Origin of the sequence: Leptospira bourretii (assembly GCF_004770145.1) — a bacterium.
Taxonomy (GTDB): domain Bacteria; phylum Spirochaetota; class Leptospiria; order Leptospirales; family Leptospiraceae; genus Leptospira_A; species Leptospira_A bourretii.
Map to the genome: position 1 here is coordinate 216458 of NZ_RQFW01000018.1, position 16845 is coordinate 233302.

Here is a 16845-nt window from a genome sequence, read left to right on the forward strand (position 1 = left end):
TATACCTGTTTTCGATTTCACATGGATCAATCAAAAAAAGCAATAGGTTTCTTTGTTAGTTTGGGAATTTTGGTTTTAGGTTTTTTGTTCTTCAATACAAAACAAATCGATCCATTTTCTGATTTTGCACTTTTGGAATGGCAAATCAAGTTAGCGCTCCAAGGTAAATTTTATTTACCTTATGATTCCTCTTTGTTAGATCCGAATTTCCAATTTTTCCCTTTACCAGATCTTTTTTTCCATGTACACAAAGGATTTGTATACTCCACTTTCCCAAATTTTTATCCAATTTTTTCGGCCCCGTTTTATGTTATCAATGGACCTTTCGGGATTAGAATCGTACAATTCGTTTTATTTTTTGTTTCAATTTTTATTTTCTATCAAATCAAAAAAGATGGAATTGCCACAATACTTTTGTTATTTGGATCATCAATACCGCTCTATATTTTTTTGATTCATGATACAATTGTATTTTTCTTTTTAGAAATTTCCATATTATACCTGCTTCATCGCAAATGGAATGTATTACCTGGAATCTTATCAATCTGTTTAGTTTGGATGCGACCGGAAATGGCAGTTTCCATTTTTCTCATTCTCTTTTTTTTCTCTAAAGAGAAGAATTGGAAAAATATCACCATTACATTTATGCTGACAGGGTTTGTTTTTTCTATTGTTAATAAAATAACATTAGGTACTTTTTTTCCCCTCCGTTTTGTGAAAAGCCCGGAATTCCACTTTAGCACAGAAACAAGTTTGTTTTTATTAAAAATTTTATTAGAACAAATTCCTATTTTTATTTTATTCATTATCTATTTGATAAAGGCAATCAGCCAGAAAAAGAATTTATACCAATACATCACAATCATTTTCGTTACTTTCTTATTGGTTCTCATTTCACCCAATACAGGAGGGCATAATACACCTAGGTATTTTTACGGACTCTTTCCTCTGTATATTCTTTTACTCAGAAACAATGACATTGAAACAAGAAGTACTAAATTCACAAAAACATGGGGAGTTCTTTGTTTCATTCTTTCATTGTATCAAATTAATTTACTTTTTCAAAAATCAAAAGAACTGATAAAAATTTCAAAATACCAAACAAATACAGTGTCTGAAATTACAAAATTAGAAAACAAAGTTTTGGTTTTTAATAATTCCGATTTTTCTTTTGTAAGTTTACCTGTTTTAGAAAATATATCTTCCCTTCAGACCAAAAAAGATATATTGTTACTCAGACCAAATTTTAGTAAAAAGACATTCATCCAAATTTTATCTGCAAAAAATGCCGACTCATTTGTTTTTTTAGAACTCCCTCCTTCGCCAATTCCACTCGGTCCAATTGTAACGGACCCAGAGAATAAAAAGTTGGGAGAATACAAAGAGGAAAAAAATTATCAATTACCGAATGCCTTACTCCCCATTCAAATAACGGAATACAAACGCCAATGAATACAAAACAATGCCCAAGCTGTGGAAGTACCAATATTTACCAAGAGTCCGCGACAGTGTATCGCTGTGGGGATTGTTTTGATCGCCTGCCAACAGGAAGTATGGTTGATCTCCCGCCTCCAAAAGTATATGGAACACAACAAAAATCAGAAACTAATCCACTTGGAAATTGGAAAAACCTGATCACAGGGATCGTTGTGGTTTGGGTTGTGTTAGGATCTTCTGTGTTTACATACTTTAAAAATCTCCAATTGAGCCAAGGTAATTCAGAAGAAGAAACTACAACCATCAAGATAGATCCCAATTTGGAATCCATAGAAATCAATCCAGAAGGAGAATTTCAATTTACAACACCAATTCCAGACGGGATTGGGAACATATACATCGTTGGGAAATTCACTAACAAAAGTGGACAAACATTACTAATGCCCAAGTTTACTGTTGATTTATTAAACGAAGAAGGAACAATCGTTGGATCAAACGAAGGTTATGCAGAAAAGAATGTTGTTTCAGATGGAGAATCTGTCATTTTTCAAGTGTTAGCTGAAAAAGCACCGAACTTTTCTAATTTCGAAACTAAAGTCACAGCCACAACCATACCAGATGATCAGAAAAGACCAGAACTAGTATTAAAAGAAATTGATTTCAAACGAAATGCATACAAAGAAATAAAACTTGTTGGAAAAATCAAAAACAAAGGAATGACAACTGCAAACTTTACGCGCATCACTTGTTTGCTCATCGACAAACAAAACAAAACGATCGATTACGGAAGTATTAGTTTAGAAAAAGAAGATTTTTTACCAAAAGAATCACTAAACTTTGAAATTAATTTTGCAAGGGCAAAAAAAATTCCAGATTCTTACTATTGCGAAACCGATTCTATTTTAAAAGAAAATATAAATCAATAAAACGGATTAGTCCCAATGCTTATGCAGGACTCTATAAAAATTGTCGATTGATTTATCTAAATTATGAGATCTCCAATAGGGATTGGCTTCTAACGCATCTTGAACAGATTTTACAACATTCCGAGTGAAGCTAGTGCGTTCTATTTTTGAACCAGTTTCTAGTTTTTCAAAATTGGTATTACGAATGGAAAGTTCTTTTTTAATGGCTGTAGAGATGACCAAAACTGCTTCTTCTGATGTTAGGCGGTGTTCCATAACGAGCAACTCGGCCGCTTCCTTGATCAATTTTAGTTGCCTTTGACTCACCGACATACAAAACCAAATTCAATCCCATCATAAAAAGATTTGAAAAACAATTCAGAAACAAAAAATCAAACTGGAAAAATCCTTTCAAAATTTACGAACTTATAAAAATAGTTTTAAACCTTGGCAATTGTAATCGAAATCAAGAACAATGATCTTTCTTTTGATGGACTCAGTGGATTCCGGGAAAGAATTATGTCTACCATTCACAATACGAAGGAAGATGTGGTCTTGGACTTTACTGAAATCTCCATGTCTTTGGATAGCGCGACCATTGGTGAATTGATGAAGTTTCATTCTGCACTGGAATCCCAACACCTACAATTACAAATCCGAGGGGTCAATAAACTCATTCGCACTGTCTTTCGATTGAACAAACTCGACACCATCCTCCACTTAATCGACTAAAGTATACGTAAGAGTACGAATCAGTCTAATCTAATTTCTACAGGTCTTTCCTTTCCATTTCGTCTGATTGTAGATGAAAGCATTCTGGCTCATCCTTTTCATTTTCATTTTCACAACTTGTTCTCAGAGAAAAACGGATTCCCTACTTTGGCTTTTTCCTTTGCTTGGGACCACAAACACTACACAGAGCCTTCCTGATGAGCCCACAAACCCAGTAGCTGTGACAGTCCCCACCTCCGTCCAACTGACAATTCTACCACCAGAGTCAACAGAAACACTTTGTCCAACTTATGGAGGACTTTTTATTCAATACATAGAAGGAGAAGAAAGAACATGTTCTCCTTCCGAACAAAATGCCAGTTGTGTCAGTGTGAAAAATAATGAAAATGGATTACCAATTTTCTTGGATCCAAGGTCTTATGTGGGTATTGAATTCCCAACGACTTTCGAAGTTGGAAATCATTTATTTCCTAAAGATAAAAAATCTAGTTTATTTTGTTTTTTAATGCCTATCCCCACAGATTCAAGCCATATGGAAATGTATAGTTTTCAAAACCAATCAAACAATGCCTCACTGAATAATTGTTACTACAATTTAACGGAAACTCGTTGTGTAGATACATTCCCTCTACTTGGAAGTGCAAGGTTTACAATTCCAAAAGAATTTCCAATTGATGTTTCAGATGGAAATGGTCATGCAGGATCGCATACCTTGGAACTTAAGTTTGTAACAGATGATGATCTTTTTACGACATGTATCTATATTGGGAATGAGCATAGTAAGTTACCAGGATTTACAGCAAATGCTTACATTGCTGGGAACTCGGAGTTAAAGGGAAAAACAGGATACTGCATTCAGTGTGAATCCAACTATTGTAATTCGATAGATCCAGTCACAGGTCTCATCACTCCATCCGTTCAGGTGAATCGATTTATAATTCCAGTTGGCGAAAGATTTACTGTAAAAAACGAAATTTCATTATCCGTTATTAAAGGACAAGGACCTTTCAAACACACGACACGTTGGACCATTGAGAACTTTCAACAAATTATAAGTTTTGAGGAACTATCTGTGTTACCTGCGAGTAGCATATTCCTTCTTTGGTTTATTGTCCCTACCTTCGTCATGATTTTTTATTTTTATCATAAAAAGTGGAAACACTTGTTAAAGAAAAAAACTAACGAATAGGAAAAGATAAATCAAACTGAACACTTTGTCCTGGTTTCACAATTACTTTTCCTTTCAATTGTTGAACCAGCAAATTCATAAGTTTGATTCCAAACCCAGATTCCGAATTTTCTAATGAATAATTATCCGGTAATGCTTCACCATCATCACGATAAAGAAAATGGATTTTAAAATCTTTTTTCTGAATTTGGATAACAATTTTTCCAACTTCTTCCATCCGAAAGGAATGTTTAACAGAATTACAAATTAATTCGTTTAAGATGATACCTAAATTATTAGCTATGTCCGGTTTGACAATGATAGGTTCGTCTGAAATAAAATCAAAACGAATCATCTTCGGATATGTTGATAAAATTTGACCCACTAAATTTGGTATGTATTCTTTTAGATCAATTTCATTTGGATTCTGCGATCGATACAACCGATCATACAATGCCATCATACTTCGCAATCGACCGGCTGCTTCATCAAACTGTTCTTTTAGATGAGAATCTTGAGAAAAGTTAGACTGCATTTTTAAGAGACTAAAAACAGAAAAAAGATTGTTTTTGATTCGATGGTGAACTTCTTGCAAAAGTAACTCTTTCTCCTGCAACAATTGAGTCACCCTTTCTTCAGATTCAATGGTTCTTGTAATTAAAGTATGTAATGCAACAAATCGATTGATACTACCATCAATGGATCGCAAAGGAACAATGGTTGTACTGACCCAATAAATAGAACCTGTTTTTGTTCGATTTCGAATCTCTCCCTTCCAGACATATCCATTTTGAATCATATGATACATTCGTTCAAAAAATTCGGACGAATGGAATCCTGAATTCAACAAACGGTGGTTATTTCCTAATAACTCTTCTCTTGAATACATAGAAATTTCGCAAAATCGATCATTTGCATAGGTGATATTTCCGTTTCGATCGGTAATTGTAATTATAGCATGTTCATCAAAAGCAAATTTTAATTGAGAAAACTCAAACTGAGACATCTTCAATTCAAAAAAACTTTGGTAATGTAAATCAAGTGGTTTGAAACGTAAATCAGTTACGGTTTGGTTTTGGTTAGTAGATTTGGTGTGTAGTTTGAACTCAACTCCAAGTTCTTCTGTAATGTCTCTTGCCACAACTAAGATCCGTTTGTTCCCATCCGAATCTTGTTGGAGTTTTCCTCTACATTCAAAGGTCAAAAAATGTCCATTTTTATGTGCAATTCTCCAAATCCCCTTGGTTTCCGATCCAGGGGTTTGCAAATAAGACATTTTGGTGAGCAATTCAATCCGATCTTCTGGGTGAAAAAAATCCTCTACAGAACGACCCAATATCTCATGTGCTTCATAACCTAACCGATGTTTATGAAACGAATTGGCATACCGAATTTTTTCGGATGAATCTAATTCGCAAATTAAATCTGGTATGTTCGAAAGTAAATCATCGTAATTTGTTTGAAACATAAACTTAGTTTTTTAACACGGGCAACGAAAACTGAAATGCCACTTTTGTAACAGGACTATCACTCCATTCAGAATGGTCTATGATATTATGGACAGACAATTTTCCTTCATGTTTCTTAAAACATGAATCCACATAACTAAGTCCTAATCCAAAATCCAAAGTACCATATACATCAAAAACATTTTTGGATAAACGATAGAATGGTTCAAAAATTAAATTTTCAAATTGTAGCGGAACTCCATACGTTCCATCAGCATTAGGTATAGGTTGGTTATAAATTATACATTTAAACCAATTGTATTCAACGTTCGTTACAATTGTTATGTTGGTATCTGCCCGCGAAAACTTACACGCATTCGTAATAATTTCTTTAAAAGAATTTTGTAGAGAAACTTTGTTATAAGAAATTTTATATTTTGAGAGGGTCGGCTTGAGATCTCCCATCAAAACCTGCTGGTTTTTTAAAGCCAATATCGGTTTTAATTCTTCAACCCATAAAATCAATTGTTCATAAAGTTCAGCACAAGTAATTTCTTCAAACTGCATAGGACTAGATACCATTAAATCGATATCAGCAAACATCTTTAGGGCCTTCTCTGCCATACCCGTATTAATTTGAATTAACTCCATTAAGTCTGATTCTATTTTATAATGATCGCCCTCTTTCACCGTTGTATCGGAAACTAATTTCAGAAGCGTAACCAAAGCACCAAATCCTGCACCTTGACAAAAACTGTTTTTCAAACTTTCAAATAAATTTTGATTGAGTCGATTGAATTCGCCTCCAGCCATTTTTTCTTTCCACTGGATCCATTCTAAATGACCTTCCAAACGAAGTTGACGTTCTCTCTTTGAAATTGTTTCCGTTCGTTTCATTTCATAAAATTCAAATGCCCTCTTTAACTTTATGGAAAGTTCGTGCTCTTCCAAAGGTTTGACGAGATAATCAAAAATTCCCAATTTCATGACGTTGACAATCAACTTAGGATTACTATGAGAAGTGAACATAAATATAACAGGTTCAATTTCTTCTGATTTTAATTCCTGAATTAACTCAGCACCATTCAATCCAGGCATTTCATAATCAGTGATCACGACAGGAAATGGATTTTCTAAATAGAATCCTAAGGCTTGTTTTCCGTCAGTGGCAAGAGTTACCTTGTAGCCCAATGCGGACAAACTGTCCTTTAAATAGGTTGCCGACACCAATTCATCTTCAGCCAATAGAATTCTTTTTTCGTACACCTAAATATCCCAAACTTTTGTAGTAACCATCTTACAAATCATGTTTATTTTAGTGATTCCATGGTCAACAGATACGAATGGAACGGACTATCCGGGATAAAATAAAATTTCAATAAATTTCTTTTGCTTATATTCTAGAACAATTCTAATTCAATCTAAGTCTTTTTCTGCGAAAATATTTCACTGTTTCATTATAAATAATCATAACAACAGTTCCATGGAATGCAAAAAGATATACATGCAAAGGAATTGGTGCAAAATAATAAACAGAACTTAGATCTGTATAAAAGAATATCCCACATAAAAAGAAGGAAAATAAAATTCCAACCCAAATGATTCGATTAGAAAAGAGATCCATCTGAAATATGGATTCCGTTCTGGATCGTTTACAAAGAACATTGGCAATCTGGACTGTGATCGTTGGAAAAAAGAATGCAGTTAAAGATTGAAGGTATGAAGGACTTGCATTAGCCATATTCAAACCTACAGGAGAAAGAGGTAGAATGCCATTACACTCTGTATAAACAAAATAGAAATACGTTGCAAAACATGATAAAAACAAAATCATTCCTTCTACGAAATAAGACCTAAGGATAAATCGAATCGAAATCAACTTTTCATTTCGATTCCTAGGTGGCCGGTACATAATTCCTTTTTCTGGCGGTTCTGCCCCAAGCCCCATTGCTGGAATCAAATCGGTTCCCACATCAACTGCAAGGACACCCATCACAGTCATAAGGAGTGGGAATCCAGGAATCAATGCCCACAGTAAAAATGGAATGAGCTCTTGAGGATTTGAGTTCAAAACGTACGCTGAAAATTTTCGGATGTTATCAAACACTCCTCTTCCTTCTTCAATGGCATCGGCTATCGTTGCAAAATCGTCATCAACAATAATCATTCTTGCAGCTTCTTTCGCAACTTCGGTTCCTCTTTTTCCCATCGCAATCCCAATGTCAGCTTTTTTCAAAGCCGGACCATCGTTTACTCCATCTCCAGTGACAGCCACAATTTCACCTAACTCTTGCAACATTGTAACAATTCTTAATTTCTGTGATGGCGAAACTCGAGCAAATATAGGCTCTCCTTTGCGGATCCATTCTTTTAATGCCACGTCACTCATTTTATCTAATTGCGCACCTGTGATGACAACGGGTGACTCCCCTCCAATCCCGATGGATTTACCCACAGATTCAGCAGTTAAGGGATGGTCACCTGTTATCATCAGAATCCGAATTCCAGCAGTATGACATTTAGAAATTGCATCAGGCACTTTGGGACGAATTGGATCTGCAAGACAACAATGTCCCAAATACACCATAGAGGATTCAACTGAACTCAAAATTTCTGGAGAAGGATAACCTTCTAACAATTTATAGGCGAACGAAAGAACTCGATAACCTTTCCCTGCAGAAAGATCAGAAGCATTCTTTAATTTTAACCTCTTTTCCTCATCCAAAGGAACCACGGAACCATTTTCATAAACGTGAGTGCAAACAGATAAAATTTCAACCGGGCCTCCTTTTGCATACGCCGTCGTAAAGTTGTCTCCCTGAATCACAACACTCATTCTTTTTCTTACAGACTCAAAGGCATTTGTATGAATTCTTTTTCCATTTACATTTGTGATTCGACCTTGCGATAAATATAATAATGCAAGCTCTGTTGGATCACCCATAGGCTTAGGATCTAAAACTGCATTATTGCAATGATAACCACAACTTAGAAATATTTGGTTCCCTTCTTTTGTCTCTAATTCTTGCGGTGTGTATGATTTTGAATCAAAATAAACTTCGATCACTCGCATTTGGTTTTGGGTTAAGGTTCCTGTTTTATCGGAACAAATCACAGTTGTACAACCCAAGGTTTCTACACTAGATAGGTCTTTTAGAATGGCATTTTTTTTGGCCATCCTAGAAACACCTAATGCAAGAGAAAGTGTGACTGTCGGAAGTAAACCTTCTGGAACATTGGCAACAAAAATTCCTATAAAAAAAATAAAGGCCTGAACAAAACTTAGTCCAGCGACCATATATCCTAAAAAGAGAAATAAGATTCCTATGACAAAGGCAAAAAGCGAAATAGAGATTACTGTTTGTTTCAGTTGTTTTTGTAAAGGGCTCTCTTCTCTTTTGATTTTTGATGTGATGCCTGCAATTTGACCGATCTCCGTTGATTGTCCTGTACCAAAAACAATTGCTTTTGATTTCCCTTTAATCAAGGAACTACCAGCAAAAAGAATATTTGGCATTTCCAACCAAAGAAACTTTCCTTCCAAAACAATTTCGCTATCTGATTTATAACGCCTTGCAGAAGTAGATTCACCTGTTAAAGATGAATTATCAACTTCTACATCTTCTGATTCGATGATACGACAATCTGCAGGAACAATGTCTCCTTCGGATAGAACAATCAAATCACCAGGAACAATTTCATCTGCCGGAACTGTTGTGGTCTCCCCTTCTCGTACCACAGGACATTCTTGGGCCAATAACTTGCGTAAGGCTTCTACTGCATGATCCGATTTTGATTCCTGAAAAAATGAAAAAATTCCATTAATGACAACAACTATAAAAATAGCGACACCCAATTCAGGCATGTCCACACCAGGCACAAAACAAAGAGCAGTCGCCACCCAAAGTAGAATCGCAAATAAACTAAAAAAACTTTTAAAAAACTTCCAAATGATAGGTGCTGATTTTTCGTTTTCTATTGCATTTTTTCCAAATGTTTTTAATCGAATTTTCGCTTCTGAATGGCTAAGACCATTTTGCAAATTTGTTTGTAGCTCAAATTCAATTTGTGATTGATTTAGGTTTTTGTAACTAGGCTTCATCTCGGATTCGCCTCGTTGCACCACCGATAAAATCTTGGACTCTGTATCACAATTTAATAGTTCATCAAAAATCTGTGGCAAAAGTGAAGAAAGGCCATGTAACAATCTTAGGTGAAGCGAAGGTTGTGTCTCCGGAATCATCTGAAACAAAACCAAATGCACTATACGCTCGCCTAAATGAATTCCCTTCGGGATTAAAAACAAAAAAACTTCAGGTGTTTTAATATGGATGGAGCGAAAATGAGGAATGAGAATATGAGGGCCGAGACTACCGAACAGACTGTCCGGCATAGTCCCCAATCGATTTTGTAAATCTTCCTTTATTGGATCGTTTTCGACTTTCTTTAATAACTCTTGGCTTATATCATCCCAACTTTTTGCCTTGGGAAGAATGTGAATCGAATTAACATTTAGATATTCGAGAAGCATACTCCAATCAAATATACCCTAAACGGAGATTCTATCACAATATCAAATCTTCTGATAAATTATCAGGTTACTGGAAAATTTCCTTGTTTGCCTTTGGATAACGAGACTGAATCCCATCCCACCAAACATCCGTACTAAATGCGCCTGATTCAGAAATCTGCCACTTCCCATTTACTTTTTTGAATAGTGCTTCTACATGACAACAATCATAAGGAATATCTTCCGATAAGGAAATTTCTTTACCATCTTTCCGTTTGGCCGTCCCACGGAACCAAGCATAATCACCAGAAATTTTAAAATGTTCTACAACAAAAACAAACTCTTGTTTGAATTCATTGGATAGATTTGCTCGTAATAAATCTAATAAATAGGTTCGTTCTTTTTCATTGGATTTTGTTTTTGTTTTATAATCGAGCATGAGAGTGTCAGCAAATACCCCCAATGTTAGAAATAGAATCATTCCTACTGAATAAAATATTCGTTTCAAATGTATTTACTCCTATTACCTTACTTTTGCATTTTGAATCATTTTAAAAAATAATGACGGATATACTGTTTGTAAAAACAGTCCAAATTTTTCCTTAATGCCTGCAATCACAACTTCACGCTGTTTATTTGCAACTGCATGTAAAATCCTATGTGCACATAACTGAACAGGTAAACCAGCTGCAATCACTGAGTCCATTGTGCCTGTCGAAGATCCGTCACCTTTGAGTGCATTCTTTGAAATATTGGTTTGGATAAAACCAGGGTATACCATAGTCACAAAAATTCCCGACTTCTCTTCCTCCGATCGTAAAGAATGGAAAAAACCAACTAATGCGAATTTGGAGGCAGAATAAGCAGATCGAAGTGGACTACCAATTTTCCCAGCAACACTTGAAATCACGGCAAAATGAACATCTTTTTTCCCCAATATTTCCGGGATCATTGCGCGAGTCATTTCCGCGGCCCCATAAAAATTGGTCTTCATAATCTTTTCTAAAGTAATTAAATTTGTTTCTTTCGTTAAAGACCTTTGACTGATCCCACCATTATGAATGACTACTTTTGGTATCCCGTACTTTTGCAAACAACGTTTGGCAAAACCTGCGGTAGATTTATAATCTTCTAAATCTAATTTTTCCACAGCATAACGACCTTTTTCTAAATGAAGTTCTTTTGCCAAAGCTTCTAGGTCCTTCGTTTTACGAGAAGCAAGGAGGACCTTTGCTTTCTGTTGGTAGGCTTGGGAAACTAATTCTTTTCCAATTCCAGAAGAAGCTCCCGTAATCCAAACCCATTCATCTCGGTAAAATTCGCTCATACACTCCCTCTTGTATCCCTGTTCTTTTTTCCTAAAATTTCCATTGGATACGGATTTGCCACAACTTGTTTTTCAAGGCCCTAGGGATTTCGAACGGAAGAAATATTTCTGAACATATGTCCATTATCGTGTCCGTACAACTAGAACGGGCTCTAGCAAATTGAATTGACAGAGGAAAAGTTATGTGTACTTCTAAAGAAAGCAGTCAATAAATTGCATTCAAGTCAAGTAGTCCATTTTCCAACTCGGGTCTCCAATAGAAGGATCTTATGACAGTTCGTTCTCAGTTCATTTCACGTTTCTTTTTCATCACGGTTTTATCTGCATTTGCCTTCCAATGTAAGATGGCTGATTTAAATAATCCGGGGGATCCGCTTTCTGAAGAGTTTGCGAAACGTTCAGTTTTTGCTGAGTTTGTTAGGTATTTTTTATTAGAAAAAGCACTACCTGATGGCCTCGTACTTTTACTAACGAAGAACGTTGTACCATATGAAGCAGGTTTTAGAATCTATCGAGTCGATCCCGAGCTTGGATTAACAAATGAGTATGACAGTGATATCAGGGCAGCCAATACGGCAGCCTTTCCTGGTTGCGACCCAGTAAGGATTGCGGTACCTCCAAGTTCAAGAGATATAGTCACCTTTACGGGAACCTCAAGCAACCATCTTGTCGTACATAGATATGGCACGGATCGTTCTCTTTCTCTTCTTCAAGACCAAACAGGTTTGGGTAGTCCCAACATGATAACATTTGATTCCACCGGAACAACGATGTATCATATCAATGCAGGGGTGGACCCAAACACGGTCAATCGTTCCTACAGAGACAATATTACAGGTTCAATAAGTATGAATAATGCAGGCAGTTATCCATTCGGAGTTGGGTGTTCGCCAGTCTCAATAAGAACAAGTGATACGGACGGAATTATTTTTATTGCGACCACGGTCGGTGCCCAACTCGGAATCAACGTCCACAAGAAGACTGGTACTGATACTACTTTCCATGTAGGAGGAGCACCTTTTGATCCGGCAGACAATCCTACACAAAACAATAACATATGTTTGGTCGAGCCATCTAGATTTTTATACATGACTTCAGTGAACCCCACTTTTCCCATTTATGGATTCCGGTATGATAGTGGCGGGAATATGCAAGTATTGCCAAGCTCGCCATTTTCGCCAGATTCTTCCTATTCAGCTGCTGCATCAGTTGATAATTTTTCAACAAGTCTAACTCTTGATCCAAATGGAAAATTTGCAGCCGTGCTTTATGGTGCCGGAGGAACAAATTATCTGCGTATCCTAGCTGTTGACGGATATACAGGAAATCTTACTCCAACTGAACAAAAGCTAAGTGTAGGAAACGCTCCCAAACATATAGTATGGGATAAAAGTGGGAAATTTATTTATTTAGTTTCTGATACTGGTGGAACCACAAATAAATTCCAGTTGGAATACTTCAAATTCTCACAAGATGGAACCCTGACGAAAGGAGTTAATTCTCCAATTACGTTCAGCAATATGTCAGGGGACTTTACACCGAGAGATCTTAAGTCTATTCAAAGATACTATCACTAATAACCATATATTTTTTCAGTGCCAACATTTCGTTATGCAATTCTTTTAGGAATCACCTTATACGGAATCCTTCTATTTGCATTTGCAGGTGTTCCCGATGCTGATATATTTTATCATTTTGCAATCGCCAAACTCTATTTAAAGGAAGGATTTGTTTCCAGACTTCCTTGGCCAGAAATTGGCATCCAGTCCAAAGAATTTACAGATTATCATTTCCTATTCCATCTAACACAAATTCCGTTTCTCCTTTTACCAATCGAAGAAACGATTGCAATCAAACTCTTTATCTTAGTTTCAATTGGGAACTTATTATGCCAAATTACGAAATTCCTTAAATCAGAATCGCCGAACCTATCCCCCTACCTTATTGTTATTTTTTTTATTCTAGGTTCGGTATTGTTCACGGGTAGAATGTTGTTCGGGAGAGGGAATTTATTATTTTTTACTCTTTATTTTATAATATTAAGAATCTGGAATGTAAAATACATTAAGTGGATTTTTTTTCTTTCTTTTTTGTCGGTTTGGTCTTATAGCGGATTTCCTTTTTTATTCTTTACCGGACTATTTATCATCTCCTTAGAGAATAACAAAGAACAAAGGAAAATATTTTTAACCTCTGTTTTGGGAATGGTTTCTGGTTTGGTTATCCACCCTTCATTTCCCTTTCAATTCAAAGGATATTTCATTGAACTTGTCGTCCAATCCTTTCCACCACCAGGAGTGGAAGCAATTGCGGAATGGTTACCTCCAACGAGAGAGATCCTCATTTTAGGTTTTTTACCTATGTTACCTTTACTATTATTGGTCTTTAGAGAAAAAATAAATAACGCATTCCAACCAAAAAGTTTAGTATTTTTATTTATCGGAATCCTTAGTCTGATTTTTGCGGGATCTTCCATGAGGGTTTTTGAAATGAGTTGGCTCATGTTCTTTATATTCGTTTTTTTGAATATAAGAATTTCAAATAAATTCCAAATCCTCATAGGGCTTGCACTATTTGTAATCCAATTTCCAATTGCTTACGAAAAGATGGGGCAGCAATTTCGATCTTCAGAAACTAAATATGGCTATATTGTAACTGAATGGATTCGGTTCAATATCCCAAAAGGGGAGAAAATTTTCCTATCTTGGGCAGACTATCCGTACTTTACTTTCAGAATTCCCGAATATAGATTTTTATTTGGACTCAACCCTTTGTATGCCTGGTCTTACAACCAAGACCAATACTTTACACAAAAAGCTTTTTTCGAAGGGGATGTCCAAGGTTTCCAACACATTCCCAAGGTTATGAACTATAACACCGTTGTGATCAATAAACATTATTATAGTTTCTCTAGTTCCGAATTCAAAAAATTATCAACAGATTATCGATTAGTTTTTGAAAATGAAAAATATGATATCTTCGTTAAGATAATTCCAACAAACACAAGTAAAAAAGACAGTACCATACCAATTAAGTAAATAACTCCTCCCGTAGAAGGCAAAACGGGAGTCTCAGCATTCTTAATATCATTTCTTAAGATAAATTCTCTTCCAGTATCATCTAACAAGATATCAACGCTATTTAATACTCGCCCTTTAAAAAAGGAATGTGATTCGGATTGGGTACTATTAGTCTCTATCCTACTTCGAATCTGATTCAAAAAAAGATTCAGAGTCTTAATAGTCTTGTCATCTTTTGGAGGTAATAGTTCTGATTCTTGTATCAGAACCGATGGGACCTTGTTACTTAAACTTTCCATAAAAGAATTTTCACCAAACCCTTTTTCCTTACTCATCACAACCACCGCAGAAAAATAAGGTGCAAGAGAATCTATTTGTTCTAGTTGTTTTCGATTGATCCTAATGATTTTTGTTCTGTAACCTGCATTGTTTAGATGCATTTGTAAAAAGTTGCTTGTTTTCAGAAAGTCTCTATATCCGTAATCAGAGTTTGAATTAAAGAGATCAGAATGAATGAGGCCAATAGGTTTCATTTGTTTTTGAACCGAGTTTGGTAGAATTTTTACAATCGTAAATGGTGATTCCACGGCAACGGTTTGTATACGATCCCTATGCCATTCCAAATAATTATGGTATTCCGGTGTAAACCCAACTAAATGCGTCACTCCAGAACGGAGTAAAAAATCTAAATAATATCCAGAGTCTTTCCCTTCCTGTCGGAGAGATATAAGAGAATCTCTCCAATCCACATCAGTTCCCCAACGAAAACAATGCCCAAAACCAAATTCCTGCCAATGAAACACTAGAGTGGAATAATAAGAAGACTCAACTGTCAAACCAAGATTGTTTCGAAGGCCAGCATTGTATAAAAGTGGTAACCAAAAATGAGGAGTCCCAAACATTAACTTCGATTTAACAATTTCCGGTTGGACCAATGCCTCTTTGGGTAGGGACTTCAATCTTTCTGCCAATCTACCATATAACTCCAGTTCTTCTGTAGTCCTTGCCTCACTCCAAAGTGGGGAAGAGTATTTCTGATATTTTGTCGGATCAAAGTTCAAAAACAAAACAAACTGAACGATGACTACAAAATAAACCAAAGGGAATAAAGGAAGTTTTCCTGTTTTTCCCCCAGAAATAGAACGAATGCCAAACGGAAACAGGATCGAAAAGGCAATAAAGAAACAATCGAAGGCGCGGTAATTATGGATTTTAAAATTCGGGAGGATGTAACCTAAAGAATAATCTAGTGACAACCAAAAGAAGACGAGTGTTATGGTTGTGATCAGTTTACTTCTCGGCGAATTATGAAATTTTCTAAAATTGAACAAGAATAGAAATAATGCGACGAAAGATAACCATCTACCCGACCGAAACAATTCAATTCCATATGCCAATGTTAAATTTTCGCCATTTGTTGATGCTAACAATGCTACATCATAAACATCCTTACCCAAAATAGAAAGTAACGGAGGATACGCGTAGCCATAAAATACACCACTTGTATACTCTGAATAATGAAAATAGCTATAACCGACAGGAATGATGAGAAAAAGAATAAGAACTGATGACAAAAATAGGTTTCGGAGATTCTTTAAGACAAAAAGCCGATACTCAAAAAAATATAATACCAAAATCAAACAGTAAAAAATGGAACTGAGTAAATGCGAATAAAAAATAATAGACGTTAATCCTGAGAAAAGAACCAAATCAATAGACTTTAAACTTTTTCGGTAGTTATCTAATGACACTATGCCAAAAAGAATCAATGAATGAGAAAAACTAGAAATCACTGTCCCTTCAACAATACCTACCAAACTTGTTCCTTGTAACCCCTCTCCCGCATAACTAAAGTAAAACAAAACAGCAGAAAATCCCAATAGAACACGGATGTATCTTGGATAAAGAGACCATAAAAAATGTTTTCCAAACAAATAAATGGAATAGAATAAACTTATAATTGTTAGAAATATTGATACTGAAAAAGCGGATTCGATACTGACAGAAAAGATAAAATGAATTTGATAAACTAGAAAATAATAGAATGGAGGATAAAAATAAAAGATAGGAAATCCACCGAACCAAACATCAGACCAACCAGTGGCAGAACCAGACTGAATTTGTTTCGCAAATTCTTTAGCTAAAACTATGTGGCCTGGAGTATCCCATCCACTCAAAGTTTCTCCAGAAAACAAATACCAAAATTTTATCGGAAGTGATAGTAATATGAAAATGCCGAGTCCATAAGCCAAAGATTTGGCCCATACAACTCGGCGATAGGAAAGTCGATCCATTACA

General features: G+C 35.6%; 13 protein-coding genes. 6 read left to right on the forward strand and 7 right to left on the reverse strand.

What is annotated here, in order from left to right; genetic code table 11:
- Positions 1 to 21 precede the first annotated feature (21 nt).
- Both EHQ47_RS13050 and EHQ47_RS13055 read left to right on the forward strand, forming a co-directional pair.
- Positions 22 to 1452: an LA_3751/LA_3752 family putative glycosyltransferase gene (locus tag EHQ47_RS13050; RefSeq protein WP_167483289.1), complete on the forward strand. Its 1431-nt coding sequence runs from the start codon at positions 22 to 24 to the stop codon at positions 1450 to 1452.
- Positions 1449 to 2363: a hypothetical protein gene (locus tag EHQ47_RS13055; protein WP_135777316.1), complete on the forward strand. Its 915-nt coding sequence runs from the start codon at positions 1449 to 1451 to the stop codon at positions 2361 to 2363. The genes EHQ47_RS13050 and EHQ47_RS13055 overlap by 4 nt, the downstream gene beginning before the upstream one ends.
- A gap of 6 nt (positions 2364 to 2369) precedes the next feature.
- On the opposite strand, the gene EHQ47_RS13060 is transcribed toward EHQ47_RS13055, so the two are convergent.
- Positions 2370 to 2675 (reverse strand): hypothetical protein, encoded by a 306-nt coding sequence (locus tag EHQ47_RS13060; protein ID WP_135750055.1) that lies wholly within the window; start codon positions 2673 to 2675, stop codon positions 2370 to 2372.
- Between the two features lie 114 nt (positions 2676 to 2789).
- Here EHQ47_RS13060 and EHQ47_RS19700 point away from each other — a divergent pair, with 114 nt between their 5' ends.
- Together EHQ47_RS19700 and EHQ47_RS13070 are read left to right on the forward strand one after the other, a co-directional pair.
- On the forward strand, positions 2790 to 3074 hold the full coding sequence (locus EHQ47_RS19700) for an STAS domain-containing protein (RefSeq protein WP_167483286.1): 285 nt from the start codon (positions 2790 to 2792) through the stop codon (positions 3072 to 3074).
- 73 nt (positions 3075 to 3147) lie between these two features.
- Positions 3148 to 4263, forward strand: a complete 1116-nt coding sequence (locus tag EHQ47_RS13070) for a hypothetical protein (protein WP_135777318.1) — start codon at positions 3148 to 3150, stop codon at positions 4261 to 4263.
- Here EHQ47_RS13070 and EHQ47_RS13075 read toward each other — a convergent pair.
- From EHQ47_RS13075 to EHQ47_RS13095, 5 genes are all read right to left on the reverse strand, one after another.
- Positions 4253 to 5710: a PAS domain-containing sensor histidine kinase gene (locus tag EHQ47_RS13075; RefSeq protein ID WP_135777319.1), complete on the reverse strand. Its 1458-nt coding sequence runs from the start codon at positions 5708 to 5710 to the stop codon at positions 4253 to 4255. The genes EHQ47_RS13070 and EHQ47_RS13075 overlap by 11 nt on opposite strands.
- Positions 5711 to 5714: 4 nt before the next feature.
- Positions 5715 to 6956 (reverse strand): response regulator, encoded by a 1242-nt coding sequence (locus tag EHQ47_RS13080; protein WP_135748164.1) that lies wholly within the window; start codon positions 6954 to 6956, stop codon positions 5715 to 5717.
- Between the two features lie 145 nt (positions 6957 to 7101).
- Positions 7102 to 10221 carry an HAD-IC family P-type ATPase gene (locus tag EHQ47_RS13085; RefSeq protein WP_135777320.1) on the reverse strand — a complete coding sequence of 1040 codons (3120 nt, stop codon included), beginning with the start codon at positions 10219 to 10221 and terminating at the stop codon, positions 7102 to 7104.
- 67 nt (positions 10222 to 10288) lie between these two features.
- On the reverse strand, positions 10289 to 10708 hold the full coding sequence (locus EHQ47_RS13090) for a hypothetical protein (protein ID WP_135777321.1): 420 nt from the start codon (positions 10706 to 10708) through the stop codon (positions 10289 to 10291).
- Between the two features lie 15 nt (positions 10709 to 10723).
- On the reverse strand, positions 10724 to 11527 hold the full coding sequence (locus EHQ47_RS13095; RefSeq protein WP_135693992.1) for an SDR family NAD(P)-dependent oxidoreductase: 804 nt from the start codon (positions 11525 to 11527) through the stop codon (positions 10724 to 10726).
- Positions 11528 to 11796: 269 nt separating this feature from the next.
- On the opposite strand from EHQ47_RS13095, the gene EHQ47_RS13100 reads away from it, so the two are divergent.
- Together EHQ47_RS13100 and EHQ47_RS13105 are read left to right on the forward strand one after the other, a co-directional pair.
- The gene (locus tag EHQ47_RS13100; RefSeq protein ID WP_135777322.1) at positions 11797 to 13104 is read left to right on the forward strand and encodes a beta-propeller fold lactonase family protein; all 1308 of its coding nucleotides are present in this window, start codon (positions 11797 to 11799) and stop codon (positions 13102 to 13104) included.
- Positions 13105 to 13122: 18 nt separating this feature from the next.
- On the forward strand, positions 13123 to 14565 hold the full coding sequence (locus EHQ47_RS13105) for a hypothetical protein (RefSeq protein ID WP_135777323.1): 1443 nt from the start codon (positions 13123 to 13125) through the stop codon (positions 14563 to 14565).
- On the opposite strand, the gene EHQ47_RS13110 is transcribed toward EHQ47_RS13105, so the two are convergent.
- The gene (locus tag EHQ47_RS13110; protein ID WP_135749562.1) at positions 14469 to 16841 is read right to left on the reverse strand and encodes a hypothetical protein; all 2373 of its coding nucleotides are present in this window, start codon (positions 16839 to 16841) and stop codon (positions 14469 to 14471) included. The two genes, EHQ47_RS13105 and EHQ47_RS13110, sit on opposite strands and share 97 nt — an antisense overlap.
- Between the last annotated feature and the right edge of the window lie 4 nt (positions 16842 to 16845).